This window comes from Microbacterium sp. Leaf436 (assembly GCF_001424715.1).
Lineage (GTDB): Bacteria > Actinomycetota > Actinomycetes > Actinomycetales > Microbacteriaceae > Microbacterium.
Genome location: NZ_LMRB01000003.1, coordinates 53,757 through 72,440, shown reverse-complemented (window position 1 = coordinate 72,440; position 18,684 = coordinate 53,757). Strand labels below are relative to the sequence as shown.

At 71.7% G+C, this 18,684-nt stretch carries 14 protein-coding genes and 2 riboswitches; of the genes, 7 read left to right on the top strand and 7 right to left on the bottom strand.

Going from position 1 to position 18,684, the window contains the following annotated elements; translation table 11 throughout:
• Positions 1-26: 26 nt before the first annotated feature.
• Positions 27-1,802, bottom strand: coding sequence for an ABC transporter family substrate-binding protein (locus tag ASG45_RS09265; protein ID WP_055836189.1), 1,776 nt, complete (start codon positions 1,800-1,802; stop codon positions 27-29).
• 280 nt (positions 1,803-2,082) lie between these two features.
• Between ASG45_RS09265 and ASG45_RS09260 the strand changes: the two genes are divergently transcribed.
• Positions 2,083-2,931 carry a CPBP family intramembrane glutamic endopeptidase gene (locus tag ASG45_RS09260; RefSeq protein WP_055836187.1) on the top strand — a complete coding sequence of 283 codons (849 nt, stop codon included), beginning with the start codon at positions 2,083-2,085 and terminating at the stop codon, positions 2,929-2,931.
• A 66-nt stretch (positions 2,932-2,997) separates the two neighbouring features.
• On the opposite strand, the gene ASG45_RS09255 is transcribed toward ASG45_RS09260, so the two are convergent.
• The 6 genes from ASG45_RS09255 to ASG45_RS09230 all read right to left on the bottom strand — a co-directional run bounded on the left by ASG45_RS09255 (position 2,998) and on the right by ASG45_RS09230 (position 11,819).
• Positions 2,998-4,737: an ABC transporter substrate-binding protein gene (locus ASG45_RS09255; protein ID WP_082516548.1), complete on the bottom strand. Its 1,740-nt coding sequence runs from the start codon at positions 4,735-4,737 to the stop codon at positions 2,998-3,000.
• 111 nt (positions 4,738-4,848) lie between these two features.
• The gene (gcvP, locus tag ASG45_RS09250; RefSeq protein WP_055836180.1) at positions 4,849-7,728 is read right to left on the bottom strand and encodes an aminomethyl-transferring glycine dehydrogenase; all 2,880 of its coding nucleotides are present in this window, start codon (positions 7,726-7,728) and stop codon (positions 4,849-4,851) included.
• Positions 7,725-8,099 (bottom strand): glycine cleavage system protein GcvH, encoded by a 375-nt coding sequence (gene gcvH, locus ASG45_RS09245; RefSeq protein WP_055836177.1) that lies wholly within the window; start codon positions 8,097-8,099, stop codon positions 7,725-7,727. Before gcvH ends, gcvP begins: the two co-directional genes overlap by 4 nt.
• Positions 8,096-9,283: a glycine cleavage system aminomethyltransferase GcvT gene (locus ASG45_RS09240; protein ID WP_055836174.1), complete on the bottom strand. Its 1,188-nt coding sequence runs from the start codon at positions 9,281-9,283 to the stop codon at positions 8,096-8,098. The genes gcvH and ASG45_RS09240 overlap by 4 nt, the downstream gene beginning before the upstream one ends.
• 48 nt (positions 9,284-9,331) lie before the next feature.
• Positions 9,332-9,452: riboswitch (glycine riboswitch) on the bottom strand.
• Positions 9,453-9,547: riboswitch (glycine riboswitch) on the bottom strand.
• Positions 9,548-9,681: 134 nt separating this feature from the next.
• Positions 9,682-10,536, bottom strand: a complete 855-nt coding sequence (locus tag ASG45_RS09235) for a hypothetical protein (RefSeq protein WP_055836171.1) — start codon at positions 10,534-10,536, stop codon at positions 9,682-9,684.
• A gap of 107 nt (positions 10,537-10,643) precedes the next feature.
• Complete coding sequence (locus ASG45_RS09230; RefSeq protein WP_055836168.1) at positions 10,644-11,819, bottom strand: MarP family serine protease; 1,176 nt, start codon at positions 11,817-11,819, stop codon at positions 10,644-10,646.
• A gap of 303 nt (positions 11,820-12,122) precedes the next feature.
• On the opposite strand from ASG45_RS09230, the gene ASG45_RS09225 reads away from it, so the two are divergent.
• From ASG45_RS09225 to ASG45_RS09200, 6 genes are read left to right on the top strand one after another with little or no spacing between them, the layout of a single operon-like run.
• Positions 12,123-12,848: an NUDIX hydrolase gene (locus ASG45_RS09225; RefSeq protein ID WP_055837813.1), complete on the top strand. Its 726-nt coding sequence runs from the start codon at positions 12,123-12,125 to the stop codon at positions 12,846-12,848.
• A gap of 11 nt (positions 12,849-12,859) precedes the next feature.
• On the top strand, positions 12,860-14,191 hold the full coding sequence (gene nadA, locus ASG45_RS09220) for a quinolinate synthase NadA (RefSeq protein WP_055836165.1): 1,332 nt from the start codon (positions 12,860-12,862) through the stop codon (positions 14,189-14,191).
• On the top strand, positions 14,188-15,801 hold the full coding sequence (gene nadB, locus ASG45_RS09215) for an L-aspartate oxidase (protein WP_082516547.1): 1,614 nt from the start codon (positions 14,188-14,190) through the stop codon (positions 15,799-15,801). Before nadA ends, nadB begins: the two co-directional genes overlap by 4 nt.
• Complete coding sequence (gene nadC, locus ASG45_RS09210) at positions 15,795-16,652, top strand: carboxylating nicotinate-nucleotide diphosphorylase (protein WP_055836162.1); 858 nt, start codon at positions 15,795-15,797, stop codon at positions 16,650-16,652. Before nadB ends, nadC begins: the two co-directional genes overlap by 7 nt.
• Positions 16,649-17,779, top strand: a complete 1,131-nt coding sequence (locus ASG45_RS09205; RefSeq protein ID WP_082516546.1) for a cysteine desulfurase family protein — start codon at positions 16,649-16,651, stop codon at positions 17,777-17,779. The genes nadC and ASG45_RS09205 overlap by 4 nt, the downstream gene beginning before the upstream one ends.
• Positions 17,776-18,672, top strand: a complete 897-nt coding sequence (locus tag ASG45_RS09200) for a glycosyltransferase family 2 protein (protein WP_082516545.1) — start codon at positions 17,776-17,778, stop codon at positions 18,670-18,672. The genes ASG45_RS09205 and ASG45_RS09200 overlap by 4 nt, the downstream gene beginning before the upstream one ends.
• Positions 18,673-18,684 lie beyond the last annotated feature (12 nt).

Below are 18,684 nucleotides of genomic sequence, written 5' to 3'. Positions count from 1 at the left end.
GCGCCTCACGAGGGATCAACGGGTCATCAACCCGCGAGCGTCCACTCCTGTGCGTTCCAGACGATGCCGGTCTGGCCGCCGAAGTAGTCGACGCCCGTCACGGAACCGTTGTCAGCGAACAGACCGGGCGACTGGAACAGCGGCAGACCGTAGAAGTCCTTCGCCGTGGCCGTGTCGATCTGCACCTTGAGGTCGGCCAGCTTGGTCGTGTCGACCGTGACCTGGGTCTCGTCGACGAGGGTGTCGACGGCCGAGTTGCTGTAGTTGTTGTAGTTACCGCCGCCGCCGCTCTTGAAGATCTGCGGGAGCGCGGCGTTACCGGCACCGGGCGAGACCCAACCGAAGATCGACGCGTCGTAGCTGCCGCTGCCGAGGAGCTTGCTCCAGTCGGGCGAACCGGCGTCCTCGATCACGAAGCCGGCCTGCTGCGCCGACTGCTGGATGGCGCGGAAGCTGTCGACACGGTTCGGGTTGTTGGTGTTGTAAAGGATGCGAACGGTCGGGGTGGCACCGTTGAGCAGCGCCTTGGCGCCCTCGATGTCGGGCTCGGTGAACGCGTCGTATCCGCTCGAGGAGACGGCGGTGGTGTACTGGTCGCCGTCGGTCGGCAGGAAGATCTGCGAGTTGAGCACCTCGGCGTCGGGGTTGACCGGCTTGATGATCGAGTCGAGGATCTGCTGGCGCGGGATCGTCTTGAGGAAGGCCTCACGGACGTTGGCGTCGGCGAAGACACCGCCGAAGGTCAGGTCGACGTGGTCGTACGCGAGCTGGCTGCCCGAGTGGACCGTGGCGTTCGCGTTCTCGAGCGCGGTCAGCGTGTCGGCGGAGGCCTGCGGCTGGATGGCCTGGACCTCACCGTTCTGGAGCGCCGTGACCTGAGCGTTCGAGTCGCCGATGAAGCGGATGATCAGCTGGTCGTACGCGGGCGACATCTCGCCCTTGTAGTTGGGGTTCTTGCCCAGCGTGATGCTCTGCTCGGGCGTGAAGTCGGTCACGATGAACGGACCGCTCGCGACGAGCAGGCTCTGGTCGGTCGGCATGGCGGTGACGTCGTAGCCGGTGTTCCAGAAGTCGGCCGCGGCCTTGAGCGTCGCGTTGGGGGCGACGGGCGCGTCGGGGTTGCCCTCGGGCAGCGACTTGAGCAGGTCGACGAACTCGGACTCCGACACGCCCGCCTTCTCGGCCAGCACGTGGGCCGGCTTGCCGATCGGGTTGACGAGCTCGTAGTCCACGAAGGGCTTCGAGTACACGAGCGTCATCGACATGTTGTCGTCGCTGATCGTGGGGAACGCGGTGGTGTCGAGACCCGCGGTGCTGCCGGCGAGGCTGAAGTACTGCGTGCCGCCGTTGGTGACCTCGCTGGTGGCGGGGTCGAGCTTGGCGTCGTCGAAGTAGCCCGAGTTGATGGCCCAGTTGACGAGCATGTCATCGGCGTTGATGGGCTCGCCATCCGACCAGGTGAGACCCTCGTTGATCGTGTACTTGACCGTGAGGGGGTCCTCGGAGACCGTCTCGTACGTGCCGAAGTCGGTGTTGTCGAGGATCGAGAAGTCCTTGTCGAGGCGCTGGAAGCCACCGAGGCCCAGGCCGCCGCTGACACCGGTCAGGTAACCGACCATGCCGTTGGTGTCGAGGTTGGCCTCGGGGGTGTCGCCGTTGAACGAGGTGAACGCGTTCGTCGTGGCGATGGTGACGGTGCCGCCGGTGGACGACGCACCGCCCTCGGGGGTGGCGGTGGTGGTGCAACCGGCAAGGGCCAGAGCCGCGACCGCGACTCCTGCTCCCGCCGTAAGGGCGCGCATGCGCCGAGTCTTTTCAGACACTTTGCCTCCAGTGCAGAGTGGACGGGCACCCCCGACACGCGAGTGGCAGGGGGAAGCCGTGGATACCGAAACGATAGATAAAGGCTTCCGGATGGTCAAAACTCCTGGGCAATTCGTTACAGACCTTTAACTTGAGCGCGGTTGCGTAGAGCATTCTGACAACCCCGTTCTGTGTCATACCCGGAAGCGGCCGAGCATCCCCCACCGATGCTCGTGCGCGCACCCATCGGTCATCGCCCGCCGGTGTTAGATACACGGTGTGACCCGGCATCCGTTCTCCGACCCGCCCTCCCTCGGCGAGGGCGACGCGACGTATCGACGACGACGACTGATCTGGGAGATCGCCCTCGTCCTGCTCATCACCGTGGGCCAGTCCGCGATCTACTCGGTGGTGTCGTTCGTGCGCACCGTAACCCGGGCGCCCATCTCGCAGCAGCAGACGCAGTTGAATCCGTCGCGCAGCGCCGAACCGCTCTGGGACGCCGTCTACCAGTTCCTGGACATCGCGTTCTCGCTGGCTCTGGTCGCGCTCGTCGTCTTCCTCTTGTGGGAGCCGGCGAACAATGCTCTGCACCGGATCGGCCTGGATTTCCGGCGGTTCGGCAGCGACATTCTGCGCGGGGTGCTGCTGCTTTTGCTGATCGGCGTTCCGGGGATCGGGGTGTACGCGATCGGACGTGCGCTCGGCCAGAGCATCGCCGTCGTTCCGGCCCCCCTGGACTCGTCGTGGTGGGTCATCGCTCTGCTGGTGCTCGCGGCCCTTCGGGCGGGGCTCACCGAGGAGGTCATCTTCCTCGGGTACCTCTTCGACCGCCTGCGACGCCTCGGCTGGTCGTGGACGGGGATCATCGTGTCGACGGCGTTGCTGCGCGGCAGCTATCACCTCTACCAGGGGTGGCCCTCGGCGCTGGGCAACGTCGTCATGGGACTCGTGTTCGGCTGGTGCTACAAGCGCTGGGGCCGCGTCATGCCGCTCGTCGTGGCGCACACCATCATCGACATCGTGGCCTTCGTGGGCTACCCGCTGGCAGCGGCGTGGTGGCCCGCGATCTTCGCCCCGCCCACCCCCGCGGTCACGCCCACACCGTCGCCGACCGTCACCCCGTGACGCCCCACGGGCGGCACGAATCGCGCTGAATCGGCGGCGGTCGGGCCGCCACGGCGGACCTCGCGATCAGGGCTGCGGCGGCGTCCAGGTCCAGAATGCGGGCGGCAGGCCGTTCGGTTGCGACGTGTAGGCCACTCCCCCGACGCCGGCGGCGGTCACGACCGCGCCCGTGCGCTCGAGCAGGGGCACCCCGGCGTACGCGGTGAACAGCGACTGATCGATCTTCTTCGCCGCGGCGAGCACGTCGACCGGGTCGGTGTCGTTCGTGAGTCCGGCGAACAGGCGCGCGGTGTCGGGCCCGTCGACCCCCTCGGCGATCCGATCGCGGGCCGAGCGGTACAGGCTCTCGTCTTCTCCGACCCAGGCGAGGGTGGCATCCGGAGTCTCGGTCTCGGTCGCGACGCGCACGGCGATGCCCGCGGTCGCCCCCATCGTCACCATGCGCGTGAAGACCTGCGCCGAGATCTCGTCGGTGGCGTCGTACCCCACCCGCAGCACCGCGGCGCGGTCGTCGAGCGCCTCGCGCGCACCGTCGACGTCGCTCCCCGTTCCCGGCGCACCGTTGCCCGAGGTGAGGTCGCGATAGAGCTGACCGGCCGCGGGCGACGACAGGAACGACTGCAGCGGCTGCGCGTCGGGCCGCACGGTGCCCAGCGCGTCCTTCACGATCACCGAGCGGTCGAGCGAACGCGAGGTGGCCTCTCGCAGGGCGGGGGCGGTGCCGTTGGCGAACCGCAGCTGCAGGGTCTCGGTGGTGGGCCCGGTGACCACCTGCAGACCGGCGTCGGTGAGCGTCTTCAGCTCGTCCTCGTCGAGGTCGCCGATGTTCGCCACGTCGACCATTCCCGCCTCGATCGCCGAGAGCTGCGCCGCACGATCCGCGAAGAAGCGCACCGTGAGACCCTCGAGCCCGGGGAAGTGCGCGCCCTGGTAGCTGTCGCGCCGGGCCAGGGTGAGGGTGTCCGTCGTGGCCGAAGCGACGGTCCAGGGGCCGGCGGCGACGACGGATGCCGGATCGGGAGCCGTTCCCGCGGGCACGTCGAAGCCCGTGTTCCAGGCCTGCGCGGCGGCCGCCAGCACGGGGTTGGGGGCGACGGGCGCCGTCGGGTCGCCCTCGGGGACCGTGAGGATGGCGGTGAGCAGGTCTTTCACACTCACCCCGGCGCGCTGCGCGACGACGTGGACCGGCCGATCGAGCAGCCACTGGCGGTTCCAGTCGGCGAACGGCTCGTCATAGGTGAGGGTCAGGGTGTCGGCGGCACGGTCGATGCTCGGGCGCGCCGTGCGCGCGTTGGGGTCGGCGGGGGCTGCGGTGTCGAAGTACCGCGTGCCCGAGACGATCTGCCCGGTGGCGTCGTACGTGGCGTCGTCGAAGAAGTGCGACGACACCGCCCAGCCGAACAGCAGGTCGTCGAGGGTGACGGGCGTGCCGTCCGACCACGTGCGGTCGGTGAACAGCTCGTAGCTGACCTTCAGGGGGTCGCCCTCGACGCGGGTGATGCGTCCGAGGCCGTCGTTCGGGACGACCTGCAGGTCGCCGTCGAGCGAACCGAGTTGCTCGTCGAGCAGCTCGGACACCGCACGATTGGCCGCCGTGTCGCCGGTGCGACTCTCGGCGTTGAAGCTCGTGAGGCTGCCGACCACGCCGACCGTGAGGCTGGTGCGGGCCTCCGGCTCGGGCGCGGGTGCCGCGTCGGGCGCCGCGCATCCGGCGAGCACGATGGCACAGGCGGCGATCAGGGCGATCGACCGCCCCCGTCCGCGTCGTCGAGTCGGTCGTGAGTGGTCAGTCAGCCCGTGGTGCACACCCGAACTGTACTAAACGCCTCCTGTGCGAACCCCCGTCCGGGCCGTCGGCGAACGATCCGGCGGCGATCCCGGAACCCGGCCGGGATCGCCGCCGCACTCACGCGGCGCTCAGGCGAACGCCTCCGGCGGAGGGCACGAGCACACGAGGTTGCGATCGCCGTACGCCTGGTCGATGCGGCGTACCGGGGGCCAGTACTTGCCGCGGATCAGAGAACGCACGGGGTACACCGCGGTCTCGCGCGAGTACGCGTGCTCCCACTCGCCCACGACCACGGTCTCGGCGGTGTGCGGCGCGTTCACGAGCGGGTTGTCGTCGGCGGGCCACTCCCCCGCGGCGACGGCGTCGGCCTCGTGCTTGATCGCGATCATGGCATCCACGAACCGGTCGAGCTCGGCGAGGTCTTCACTCTCGGTCGGTTCCACCATGAGGGTGCCGGCGACCGGGAACGACATCGTCGGGGCGTGGAAGCCGTAGTCGATCAGACGCTTGGCCACGTCGTCGACGGTGACCCCGGTCTGCTCCTTGAGCGGGCGCAGGTCGAGGATGCACTCGTGCGCGACCAGACCGCCCTCGCCCGCGTACAGCACCGGGTAGTGCTCGCGCAGGCGCACGGCGATGTAGTTGGCCGACAGCACGGCCGCGGCCGTGGCCTGGCGAAGCCCCTCGGCCCCCATCATGCGCACGTAGGCCCACGAGATGGGCAGGATCCCCGCCGACCCGTGTGGCGCGGCCGACACGGGTCCCCCGTCGAACACGCCGCCGGCGTGGTCGGCGCGCTGCGAGAACGGATGCGAGGGCAGGAACGGCGCGAGGTGCGCCTTCGCGGCGACCGGGCCGACGCCCGGGCCCCCACCGCCGTGCGGGATCGCGAACGTCTTGTGGAGGTTCAGGTGCGACACGTCGCCGCCCAGGTCGCCGAAGCGGGCGAAGCCGAGCAGCGCGTTGAGGTTCGCCCCGTCGACGTACACCTGTCCACCGGCGTCGTGCACGGCCTGGGTGATCTCGAGCACGTCGTGCTCGTACACGCCGTGGGTCGAGGGGTACGTGATCATCAGCGCCGAGAGCGACTCGGCGTGCTGGGCGATCTTGGCCCGCAGATCGTCGAGGTCGACGTTCCCCGCCTCGTCGCACGCGACGACGACGACCTTCATGCCCGCCAGGACCGCCGAGGCCGCGTTCGTGCCGTGCGCCGACGAGGGGATGAGGCACACCGTGCGCTCGGTGTCGCCGTTCGCGAGGTGGTAGCCGCGGATGGCGAGGAGTCCCGCGAGCTCGCCCTGCGACCCGGCGTTCGGCTGCAGCGAGACGGCGTCGTAGCCGGTGACCTCGGCGAGCCAGCGCTCGAGCTGCTCGATCATCTCGAGGTAGCCGTGCACGTCGGCCTCGGGGGCGAACGGGTGCACCCGTGAGAACTCGGGCCACGACACCGCGGCCATCTCGGTCGCCGCGTTCAGCTTCATCGTGCACGACCCCAGCGGGATCATGCCGCGATCGAGCGCGTAGTCGCGATCGGCGAGGCTCTTGAGGTACCGCATCATGGCCGTCTCGCTGCGGTGCGTGTGGAAGACGGGGTGCGTGAGGTACTCGTCGTCGCGGTGCAGCGCCTCGTCCACGCCGCGGAGGGCGACGCCCTCGGGCAGGTCGTCGCTCGCGAGGCCGAACGCGTCGAGGACGGCCGCGAGGTCGGCATCCGTCGTCGTCTCGTCGACCGAGACCCCCACGGTCGCGTCGTCGACCCACAGCAGCTGATAGCCGCGCTCGCGCGCCCGGTCGACCACGTCTTGGGCGCGCCCCGGCACGTGCACGCGCACGGTGTCGAAGAACGCGTCGCTCGCCAGCGTCAGGTCGTACGAACGCAGGGCGGATGCCAGGATGTCGGCCTTCCGCGCGACGCGCGTCGCGATCCCCCGCAGCCCCTGCGGGCCGTGGTACACCGCGTACATCGCCGCCATCACGGCCAGCAGCACCTGGGCGGTGCAGATGTTCGAGGTCGCCTTCTCGCGACGGATGTGCTGTTCGCGCGTCTGCAGCGACAGGCGGTACGCGGGGGCTCCCACGGCATCCTGCGACACGCCCACGAGGCGGCCGGGGAGCTGGCGTTCGAGGCCCGCGCGCACGGCCATGTAGCCCGCGTGCGGACCACCGAAGCCGAGCGGCACGCCGAAGCGCTGGGTGGTTCCCACCGCGACGTCGGCACCGAGGGCGCCGGGCGAGCGCAGCAGGGTCAGCGCCAAGAGGTCGGCGGCGGCGACGACGAGACCGCCCGCGGCGTGGACGGCGTCGGCGACGGCCGAGAAGTCCCACACGCGCCCCGTGGCGCCGGGGTACTGCACGAACGCGCCGAACGCCTCGGGCAGCTCCCCCGCGAACGAGGTCTCCTCGATGCGGATGCCGACGGCGGCGGCGCGGTGGTGCAGCAGCGCCTTGGTCTGCGGCAGGGTGTCGACGTCGACGAGGAAGACGTCGGTCTTCGCCTTCGACGCGCGGCGGGCGACGAGCATGCCCTCGACGACCGCGGTGGACTCGTCGAGCATCGAGGCGTTCGCCGTGGCGAGGCCCGTCAGGTCGGTCACCATCGTCTGGAAGTTGATGAGAGCTTCGAGTCGGCCCTGCGAGATCTCGGGCTGGTAGGGCGTGTACGCGGTGTACCACGAGGGGTTCTCGAGCACGTTGCGGGCGATCACCGAGGGGGTGAAGGTGTCGTAGTACCCCAGCCCGATCAGCGGTCGCGCCGAGCGGTTCGCGGAGGCGAGCTCCCGCAGCTCCGCCAGCGCCTCGGCCTCGGTGGCCGCGGTCGGGATCGAGCTGGTCGCCCGCTGCTGCACGTGGATGGATGCCGGAACGGCGGTCTCGACGAGCGCCTCGACGCTGTCGTACCCGACGACCTCGAGCATGCGGGCTTGCGCTGCGGCATCGATGCCGATGTGGCGATCGACGAAGACGGCGGGCGCGGCGGTATCGGTCCGCGCGGGAAGGAGGGTGCTCATGCGGTGAGTTCCTCGTACGCGGCGCGGTCGAGGAGGCCCTCGGGCAGATCGCCCTCGACGCGGATCTTGATGAGCCACCCGCCGGCGAACGGCTCGGCGTTGACGAGCGAGGGGTCGTCGACGACCGCGTCGTTCACCTCGACGACGGTGCCGGTGAGAGGGGCATAGAGCTCGCCGACCGACTTGGTCGACTCGATCTCGCCGCAGACGTCGCCCGCGGCGACCGCGGAGTCGGCGCCGGGCAGCTCGACGAAGACGACGTCGCCGAGCTTGTCGGCGGCGAAGTCGGTGATGCCGACGGTCGCGATGTCCCCCTCGAGGGAGATCCACTCGTGCTCGGACGTGTAGCTGAGGGCGGTGAGGTCGGTCATGCGTTTCTCCGATAGAAGGGAAGGGCGGTGACGATGGCGGGGATGCGGGTTCCGCGCACGTCGATGGTCAGTTCGGTTCCGGGCTCGCTCGCCGACGGCGCGACGAAAGCCATGGCCACGGGGTGGCCGAGGGTGGGGCTGAGGGCACCGCTGGTGATCTCGCCGACGGTGTCGTCGCCGCGGAGCACGGAGTAACCGGCGCGGCCCGCGCGACGGCCCTCCGACACGAGCCCGACGAGCACGGGGGCGTCGGCGGGGCTCGACGCCACGCCGTCCTTGCCGATGAAGGCCGCCTTGTCGACGGCGACGACGCGGCCGAGGCCGGCCTGCGCGGGAACGATGTCGCGCGAGAGCTCGTGGCCGTACAGCGGCATCCCCGCCTCGAGGCGCAGCGTGTCGCGCGCGGCGAGGCCGCAGGGGACGAGTCCGCGATCGGCGCCCGCGGCGAGCGCGGCGTCCCACATGGCGCCGGCCTGGGCGGTGGGGATGAGCAGCTCGTAGCCGTCCTCGCCGGTGTACCCGGTGCGGGCCACGAACAGCGAGGCACCCTGGAAGGTGCCGTCGGTCCAGGCGTAGTAGCCCAGCTCGTCCAGGGCCGTGCCGGTGATCTCGACTCCCGGGGTGGAGCTCAGGATGCCGAGGGCCTCGGGGCCCTGGAGGGCGATGAGCGCGAGCTGGTCGGTGACGTCTTCGACCCGCGGGATGGCCCCACCGGACGTGACGGCGTAATCGGTGCCCTCGAGGGGACCGTCGAGGAACGCCTGCGCCGACGACCACGTGGCGCGGGCACCGTCGAACGCCGCGGCCACGGCATCCCGGTTCCCGGCGTTCGCGATCACCAGGAAGTAGTCCTCACCGGTGCGGTAGACGATGACGTCGTCCACGATTCCGCCGTCGTCGGCCAGAACGAGGGAGTACTTGGCCTTGCCGACGCGCATGGTGGAGATGCGGCCGGCGAGCACGAAGTCGAGGAAGTCCGCGGCGCGGCCGCCCTGCACCCAGAACTCGGCCATGTGCGAGATGTCGAACAGGCCCGCGGCCGTGCGCACCGCGTGGTGCTCGGCGAGGTCGGAGGTGTAGCGCACGGGCATGTTCCAGCCGCCGAAGTCGGTGAACGAGGCGCCGAGGGCCTCGTGCCGATCGTGCAGCGGCGACGAGCGTGGAGGGGCGGGGGTGTCGGTCATGAGTTCTGCCGTTCGCGATGACGGACAGACGCCGGTCGGCGCCTGGAGAACTCCCCCTCTGTCATGGGCCTGAGAGTTTCGCCACGGCATCCGTTCGACGAACAGGATGCGCGGGCTTTCACCGTCGGCGGATCCGGCGCGGTGCACCCGGATCACTTTCCAGAGTGGCCCGATCGACGCGGTACGCGTACCTGAGAGATTGGCGGGGAGGCTTGCTCCTTCGGTGCCCGGCTGCGTTCGCCGGAGCTCTCCCGCATCGATCATGGGGCCGGTGTGGACTTGTGGGGTCAGCCTAGCGGAGGCCCGCGGCGCTCTGTCCAGCCCCGCGGTGAACGACGCCGGATGCCGCGGCCTCGATCGCCCACGTCGCCCTCACCGCCGCGGGCCCCGGGCTCCCCTCACCCGGTGTACAGGGGCGTGGTGCTGGTGCGCCAGACGTCGATGTCGTCGCTGACCCTCCAGGCGACGGTGAGGGGCTGCACGTCGGCCGAGGGCACGACACTGTCGAGGGCGATGTCCCACCGGCGCTGCGACTCGGAGGCCGCAGCGGAGGCGGTGACCTCCGTCGTGCCGATGTAGGCGACGATCTGATCCGGATCACCCACGAGGCTGGCACCGTCCTCAGCGCCGTCTCCCCGATCGGCGAAGACGATCGCGGCGGGTGCCGTGGGGTCCACGGCCGTCACGTCGCGGATGTCTTCGGGCCCGGAGGCGGGATTCACCCACTCGTACGGGCTCTGTCCGGTGAGGGGAACGCCGGCATCGTCGATGCGGGGGCCTTCCGGTGTGTCCCGCACGATCCACGCATCGGCGTGGCGGTCGGCGACGGCCGTGACGAGGACCGCATCGTCGACCGGCCCCGGCCCCGCGGTGATCACGCCGTCCGTTCCGAGATATCCGGTGGCGTCGTCGACGCGGACGAACCCGCCGACGGCCGTGTCGGCGAACCGTTCGGCGGGCCCCGCGATCGACTGCGCCCCCTCGGACAGCAGCGTGTAGGCGTCGGCGAAACGCTCCTCCTGGAACGCCGTCAGGTAGTCCTCGACGAGGCTCACGGCCTCCGATTCGCTCACCCCGTCGGCGGAGGGCGAAGCCGGGGCCGAAGCCGTGATGGACGGGCTGCTCGGAGATGCGGGCGGGGTCGAGGCGGAGGGTTCGGAGCTGCTCTGTCCGACGCACCCTGCGAGGAGCAGGACGACCGTCGAGGCGGCGAGGGCGGTGGACACCGTGCGAAGCGTTGTCTTCTGGCTCATCCCTCCACGGTAGGAAACGGCGACGGCCGCCGGCTGCCCGGTTGTCCGCGAGCACCGGATGTGGAAGGGTCCGCCCCCGGCGCGGGGCCGTCGCCCCGGCACCCCGTTCAGCGGCGCGTGCAGCTTCCCGAGGCGACGGGCGCCGACAGGGCGTCCATCTGCGCCACCACGGGGAGCAGCTCGGCGGGGGTCATCGCGTAGCCGACGTTGTCGTCGGTGTCGCTACGGGCGAAGACGATGCCCGCGATCTCACCCGTCGTCGTCAGCAGAGGTCCCCCCGAGTTCCCCGGCCGGACCACCGCGGCCAGCGCGTAGATGTCTCGCGGCACCGAGGAGGTGTCGTAGATGTCGGGAACGGGGACGGTGCCCGACGACAGCACCTGGGCGCTGCCCGAGGTGAACGGTCCCCCGCCCGGGTACCCCTGCACCACGGCGGAAGCCCCCACCTCGAGGGTCGGGGAGATCGGCAGGGGCGCGGCATCGAGACCGTCGACCGAGACCACGGCGATGTCGTCGGTCGGGTCGAAGTAGACCACCCGCCCCTCGCGCGCGGGGCGGCCGGGCAGCTCGACGAGGGGCGTGTCGACGCCGGCGACGACGTGCGCGTTGGTGACGATGCGGTCGGCCGCCACGACGAACCCCGAGCCGCTCGAGGTGATGCCGCAGGCGTAGGCGGTGCCCGAGATCCGCGCGACCGACTGCGCGGCCTGCGTCAGCGCGGGGTCGTCGAGGGCGACCGCCGGGGCGCTCGGCACGGTCCCGATCTGGATGAGCTCGCCGAGGCGGGGGATCCCCTCGGCGAAGACCGTTCCGCGCAACTCGGCGAGCGCACCGCGCACGGGGGCGGGGATGAGGTCGTCGATCGTCCGGATGACCGCCGACGAGCCCAGCGCCGCCGACACGACGGGAACTCCGACCGGGGTGAGCGATCCGGCGACGAACGACACGGCGAGCGCGGCCGCGGCGACGTTGACGACCCCACCGAGCAGACGCTCGGGGACGCGGAGCTTGATGCGGTCGGCGCCCCGACGGAAGAAGCCGCCCAGGGCGCTGCCGAGACCCGAGCCGATGAGCAGCAGCAGGATGCCGGCGCCGATCATCGCGGGGCCCCGCCAGGCCGGCTCGGTGATCCACTGGCCGACGAACGGCGTCACCCAGTACGCGGCGACGGCGCCGACCGCGAGGCCCGCGAAGAAGCCGATCGTGGCGAGGAAACCTCGCGAGAGGCCCGTGATGAGCGCGATCGCCAGAAGGGCGATCAGAACGATGTCGATGATCGGCATCCGACCTCCCCAATCCGACTCTCACGCTAAGCCGCGCGTCTGAGAGAACCCTTTCGACGCGGCCGGGGCGGGCGGGCGCGGTTCCGGGGCGAAGAGCCCCGCGCCCGCTCCTCGATCCCGCGGTCGCCGCGGTTCGGGGCGCGATTGGCGCATTGGGGCGGATATCGCCCACCCCAGTGCGCCAATCGTGCCCCGGACCGCCCACTCGGCCGTGACCCGCCGCCCCGTCACCACGGACAGCGGTCAGCGATTCGCCCTTCGGGTCGGGATGACACTAAGATCGATCCCGGAGATATGGTCACCATGACACGAACCCCTGAGCCCGAGTCCCGCGACGCCGACGTGCGCGTCGCGGTGTCGACCGTGATCTTCAGCGTGCGCCGCGGCGCCGACGACGAACCCGTCCTGTCGCTCCCGCTGGTGCGCCGCACCCGCGACCCCTTCGACGGGCGGTGGGCGCTGCCGGGCGGCTGGCTCGACGCGACCGAAGAGCTCGACACGGCGGCATCCCGGACCCTCGCCGAGACCACCGGGCTGACCCCCAGCTACCTCGAGCAGCTGTACGCGTTCGGCGCCGTCGACCGCTCCCCCACCCGCGTGGTGTCGATCGTGTACTGGGCGCTGCTGCGCTCCGACGAGGTCGACGCGCAGGTCGCCGCCCACGCCCGCCAGGGCGACGCCCCCGAGAACGTCGAGTGGTTCGACGCGACCGCCCTGCCCGCTCTCGCCTTCGACCACGACCACATCGTCGAGTACACGCTGTGGCGCCTGCGCAACAAGGTCGGCTACAGCCGCATCGCGCACGGGCTGCTCCCCGACGAGTTCACGCTCGCCGACCTCCGCGAGGTCAACGAGACCATCCTCGGCAAACGCCTCGACCCGGCGAACTTCCGCCGCCAGGTCGACACGTCCGACACCCTCATTCCCACCGAGCGCTTCCGCACCGGAAGCCACCGCCCCGCCCGCCTGTACCGCTACAACCGCGACGTGGAGCTGGCCGACCGCGGCCCCCTCCCGTCCCGTCACTGATCGGAACGCCCATGTCCGCCACGCCCCTCACCCTGCAGCCGCGTCCCGCGATCGACCCGAGCGTCGACCACGCGATCCAGGCCATCGTCTCCGGCGCCTCGATCGACGCCACCTGCACCACCGACCTCGCGGTCGGCCCCTGGGACTTCGACACCCGCCCGGGCTACGGTCCGGGCTCGTCGATGGGAGACGTCATCCCCACCGGCGCTCCCCGCCAGGGCGAACTGCCGCAGGCGTACCGCGACGCCTCCGACGACGAGCTCGACGCCCGCATCCGCGCGGCGAAAGCGACGCTCGGCGACCGGGTCGTCGTGCTCGGGCACTTCTACCAGCGCGAAGAGGTCGTGCGCCACGCCGACTACGTGGGGGACTCGTTCCAGCTGGCGAATGCCGCAAAGGACCGGCCCGAGGCCGAGGCCATCGTGTTCTGCGGCGTGCACTTCATGGCCGAGACCGCCGACCTGCTCTCGCGGCCCGAGCAGGCCGTGATCCTGCCGAACCTCGCCGCCGGGTGCTCCATGGCCGACATGGCCGACATCGACCAGGTCGAGGAGTGCTGGGAGCAGCTCGCCGACGTGCTGGGCGATCTCGACACCCCGGATGCCGAGGGCCTCGTGCCGGTGATCCCGGTGACGTACATGAACTCCAGCGCCGCCATCAAGGGCTTCGTCGGGCGCCACGGCGGCATCGTCTGCACCTCGTCCAACGCCCGGACGGTGCTGGAGTGGGCGTTCGCGCGCGGGCGCCGCGTGCTGTTCTTCCCCGACCAGCACCTGGGCCGCAACACCGCCAAGGCCATGGGGGTGCCGCTCGAGCAGATGCCGATGTGGAACCCCCGCAAGCCCCTCGGCGGGTCGTCGGACGCGCAGATCGTCGACAGCCGCGTCATCCTGTGGCACGGCTTCTGCTCGGTGCACCGACGCTTCACCGTCGAGCAGATCGACCGCGCCCGCGTGGAGCACCCCGGAGTGCGCGTGATCGTGCACCCCGAGTGCCCGATGGACGTCGTCGACGCGGCCGACGAGGCGGGGTCGACCGACCTCATCCGCAAGGCCATCGCCGCGGCCACAGAACCCACCACCTTCGCGATCGGCACCGAGATCAACCTCGTGCAGCGCCTGGCCGCGCAGTATCCGCAGCACGAGATCTTCTGCCTCGACCCCGTCGTCTGCCCCTGCTCGACGATGTACCGCATCCACCCCGGCTACCTCGCGTGGGTGCTCGAGTCGCTCGTCGCGGGCGAGGTCGTCAACCGCATCACCGTGCCGACCGAGGTCGCGGCCCCGGCCACCGTCGCCCTCGAGCGCATGCTCGCGGCCAAGCCCAGCGGCGCCGTGAAATGACCACGGTCGTCGTCGTCGGCAGCGGCATCGCCGGCCTGACGGCAGCGCTCCACGCGGCCGAGAACGGATGCGCGGTGACCGTCGTGACCAAGGGCGCGGTGGCCGACACGAACACGCGCTGGGCCCAGGGCGGCATCGCCGCGGTGACCTCTCCCCTCGATGACGTCGCCTCGCACGCGGCCGACACGCTCACCGCCGGCGTGGGGATGAACGATCCCTCCGCGGTCGACGTGCTGGTGGGCGAGGGGCCGACGCGCATCGTCGAGCTCGTCGCGCGCGGTGTCGCGTTCGACCGGGGCGTCGACGGCGACTTCGCCCGCGGTCTCGAGGCCGCCCACGCCCGTCCCCGCGTGCTGCACGCCGGCGGCGACGCCACGGGAGCCGCGATCCAGGCGGCGCTCGGGGCCGCCGTGCGCACGGCGGGTGTCGCGGTGCGCGAGCACGCGCTGCTGCGCGACCTGATCCTCGACGACGGTCGCGTCACGGGCGTGGAGCTCGCCGACGGCGAGCGCCTCACCGCCGACGCGGTGATCCTCGCGACGGGCGGCGCGGGCCAGCTCTACGCCCACACGACCAACCCCCTCGGCGCGACCGGTGACGGCATCGCCGCCGCCATCCGGGCCGGCGCCGCCGTCGCCGACCTCGAGTTCGTGCAGTTCCACCCCACCGCGCTCGCGGTGGGCGCGCCGTTCCTCGTCTCCGAGGCCGTGCGCGGCGAGGGGGCCGTGCTCGTCGACGAGGCGGGTCGGCGCTTCGCTTTCGACGCGCACCCCGACGGCGAGCTCGCTCCGCGCGACGTCGTCGCCCGCGCGAACGCCCGGGCCATGGCCGCGCAGGACGGCCGACCCGTGCGGCTGGATGCCACCGCCCTCGGCGCCGCGCGTCTCGCCGAGCGCTTCCCCACGATCGACGCCGCCGTGCGCGAGCGCGGGCTCGACTGGGCGCGCGACCCGATCGCCGTGACCCCCGCAGCGCACTACCTGATGGGCGGCGTGGTGACCGACCTCGACGGACGCAGCAGCGTGCCGGGTCTGTACGCGGTGGGCGAGACGGCGCGCACCGGAGTGCACGGCGCGAACCGCCTGGCATCCAACTCCCTCCTCGAGGGGGCCGTGTTCGGCGCCCGCGCCGGAGACGCGGTCGCGCGTGACGAGGCGTGGCCCGCCGCTGCCCCCGCGCTGCCGCTGCAGACGTCCGCCCCCACCGAGGCCCCGCCGTTCTCACGTGAAGCCCTGCAGAAGCTCCTCTGGGCCGAGGCCGGACTCGTGCGCGATGGCGCCGGCCTCGCGCGCGCCGCCGGGGTGCTCGCCGCGTGGAGCGCCGAGACCGCGGCCCGGTCGATCGAGGACGCCAACCTGCTGCTGGTGGCCACGCACGTCGTCGCTGCCGCCCGTGCCCGATCGGGCTCGATCGGAGCGCACTTCCGCTCCGACGCTCCGGATGCCGGGACCCCGGCCGCCGCAACACAGGGCACGGTGGCACAGGGCACAGTGACACCGGGCACAGTGACACCGGGCGCCCGCACGCGGGATGCCTCGCCGCCGCGACCCGACGTCTCGCCCACCACCCCGGCATCCCGTACCCGTCCCCAGGAGGTCTCCGCATGCTGACCCGCACCGCCATCGACCGCGTCGTCTCGGCCGCGCTCGACGAAGACGCCCCGTGGGGCGACCTCACCAGCGAAACGCTGATCCCCGAGCACGCCACCGCGCGGGCCGAGCTGGTTGCCCGCGTCCCCGGCGTCTTCAGCGGCGGTGCGGTGTTCACGGCCGCGTTCACGCTGACCGACCCCTCGGTCGTCGTCGAGATGCGCGTGGCCGACGGCGCCGCCTTCGCCCCCGGCGAGACGCTCGCCGTCGTCACGGGTCCCGCGCGGGCGGTGCTGTCGGCCGAGCGGATCGGCCTCAACTTCGTGCAGCGCATGTCGGGCATCGCCACCCTCACCCGTCGCTACGTCGACGAGGTCGCACACACCGGCGCACGCATCGTGGACACTCGCAAGACCACCCCGGGCCTACGAGCGATCGAGCGCCAGGCCGTGCGCGACGGCGGAGGCCACAACCACCGTTTCTCACTGTCCGACGCGGTGATGGCGAAGGACAACCACCTCGCCGTGCTCACCGCCAGCGGGACGTCGGTGACGCAGGCCCTCGAGAGCGCGATCGCCCGACTCCCCCACACGACCCACGTCGAGGTCGAGGTCGACCGCCTCGACCAGATCGACGCCGTGCTCGCCGCCGGGGTCGGCACGATCATGCTGGACAACTTCTCGCTCGACGACCTCCGCGTCGGCGTCGCCCGCATCGCCGGAGCCGCCCAGGTGGAGGCGTCGGGAGGGGTGAGCCTCGACACCGTGCGGGCCATCGCCGAGACCGGCGTCGACGTCATCTCGGTCGGCGCCCTCACCCACTCCGCGCCCTCGCTCGACCTCGGGCTGGACATCCGCATCGAGACGGCGTGACCCTCTACCTCGACAACGCCGCCACCACCCCCGTGCGCCCCGAGGTGCTCGAGGCCATGGCGCCCTACCTCACGCGGTTCTTCGGCAACCCGTCGAGCCACCACGAGATCGGCGAGGCCGCGGCATCCGCCCTCGACGACGCCCGCTCGCGGGTCGCCCGGGTGCTCGGCCTGCGCGCCGGAGACGTGATGTTCACCTCGGGAGGCACCGAGTCCAACAACGCGGCCCTCAAGGGTCTCGTGCTGGGCTCGGGGCGCACGCACCTCGTCACCACCGCCATCGAACACGAGTCGGTGCTCGCCTCGGCCGACTACCTCGCCCGTTTCCACGGCACCGAGGTCACCTACGCCCCCGTCGATGCCGCCGGCACGCTGACCCCCGACGCCCTCGCCGACGTGCTGCGCGACGAGACCGCCCTCGTCAGCGTGGGCTACGCGAACAACGAGGTGGGCACGATCCAGGATGCCGCCGCCCTCGCCGCCGTCGCCCACGCCCGCGGGGTCCCCCTGCACCTCGACGCCGTCCAGGCCGCCGGGTGGCTGCCGCTGGCGGGGCTCGGGGCCGATGCGATCACCGTCGCCGGGCACAAGATCGGCGCGCCGAAGGGCACCGGGATCCTCGCCGTGCGCGGCCGGCTCCCTTTCGAGCCGCTCCTGCACGGCGGTGGTCAGGAGCGCGGTCGCCGCTCCGGCACTCCCGACGTCGCGGGGGCCGTCGCGATCGCCACCGCCTTGACCCTGGCCGAGGACGAGCGCGAAGCCGAGGCGCGGCGCGTCTCGGCGCTCCGCGACGCCTTCGTCGCCCGTGTGCTCGCGCTCGTCCCGGGCGCGCGCCTCACCGGCCACCCCGAGCGACGACTGCCCGGCACCGCCAGCTTCGTGTTCCCCGGTACGAACGGTGAGACGGTGCTGCTCGAGCTCGAACGGCGCGGGATCGTGTCGTCGAGCGGATCGGCGTGCGCCGCCGGGAGCGACGAGGCGTCGCACGTGCTACTCGCGCTCGGCATCGCGCACGACGAGGCCCGCACCGCCGTGCGCTTCACCCTGCCGCGGGGGCTCACCGGATCTCTCGACCCCGTAGCGAATGCCGTCGTCGCCGCGGTCGCCGCCGTAGGATCACGCGGGTGAGTTCCACCGCCGTCACCGTCATCATCCCCGGCTTCGACGTGGCGGACTTCGCCGAGGAGGCGCTCGACTCCGTCCGCGGCCAGACGCACTCGAACTGGACCGCCGTCCTCGTCGACGACGCCTCCACCGACGACACGACCCGCATCTTCGCCGACGCCGCGGCCGCCGACGCCCGCTTCCGCGTCGTGCGCCACGAGGAGCAGCGCGGCCTCGGCGCCGCCCGCAACACCGGCCTCGCCGAGGTCGACACCCCCTACACGGCCTTCCTCGACGCAGACGACCGCTATCGCCCCGACGCCCTGGCACGCCTCGCCGACACCCTCGACCGCACCGGCAGCGACTTCGTCGTGGGTGCGTACGTGCGCCTGCGCCCGGATGCCGGCGGGCCCGGCTACACGGCCGGCGACGTGCAGCCGTGGGTCGCCGCCGCCACCGACCCGGCGCGGCAGCGCACCACGCTGACGGAGCACCCGGCGGCATCCGGGAACATCGTCGCCTGGTCGAAGCTGAGCCGCACCGCCTTCTGGCGCGCGCACGACCTGCGCTTCCCCGAGGGCCGCTACTACGAAGACCAGGTGCTCGCGCAGCGCATGTACACGCTCGCGTCGGCGTTCGACGTGGTGCCCGACGTCGTCGTCGACTGGCGGGAACGCCGCGATGGCGGATCGATCACTCAACGCCTGGCCGAGGTGGACGTGCTGCGCGACTACCTCGACGCCCTGGGCGAGGGCATCGCGCTGCTGCGCGCCGCCGGCGCCGACGCGGCCGTCCGCGAGCGTGGAGCGCTGATCCGCACGCTCGATCTTCCGCCCCTGTTGCGGATCGCCGAGGCGCACCCCGACCCGGCGTACCGCGTCGCGCTCGAGGCGTTCCTCGAGACGCTGCCGGTCTGAGGGCGGCCGCCG

Bases quoted from the DNA above. Each gene is read 5' to 3' on its own strand.
- nadA (WP_055836165.1), top strand. From the start codon at position 12,860: ATGTCCGCCACGCCCCTCACCCTGCAGCCGCGTCCCGCGATCGACCCG.
- gcvH (WP_055836177.1), bottom strand. From the start codon at position 8,099: ATGACCGACCTCACCGCCCTCAGCTACACGTCCGAGCACGAGTGGATC.
- ASG45_RS09235 (WP_055836171.1), bottom strand. From the start codon at position 10,536: ATGAGCCAGAAGACAACGCTTCGCACGGTGTCCACCGCCCTCGCCGCC.
- nadB (WP_082516547.1), top strand. From the start codon at position 14,188: ATGACCACGGTCGTCGTCGTCGGCAGCGGCATCGCCGGCCTGACGGCA.
- gcvP (WP_055836180.1), bottom strand. From the start codon at position 7,728: ATGAGCACCCTCCTTCCCGCGCGGACCGATACCGCCGCGCCCGCCGTC.
- nadC (WP_055836162.1), top strand. From the start codon at position 15,795: ATGCTGACCCGCACCGCCATCGACCGCGTCGTCTCGGCCGCGCTCGAC.
- ASG45_RS09240 (WP_055836174.1), bottom strand. From the start codon at position 9,283: ATGACCGACACCCCCGCCCCTCCACGCTCGTCGCCGCTGCACGATCGG.
- ASG45_RS09230 (WP_055836168.1), bottom strand. From the start codon at position 11,819: ATGCCGATCATCGACATCGTTCTGATCGCCCTTCTGGCGATCGCGCTC.
- ASG45_RS09225 (WP_055837813.1), top strand. From the start codon at position 12,123: ATGACACGAACCCCTGAGCCCGAGTCCCGCGACGCCGACGTGCGCGTC.
- ASG45_RS09265 (WP_055836189.1), bottom strand. From the start codon at position 1,802: ATGCGCGCCCTTACGGCGGGAGCAGGAGTCGCGGTCGCGGCTCTGGCC.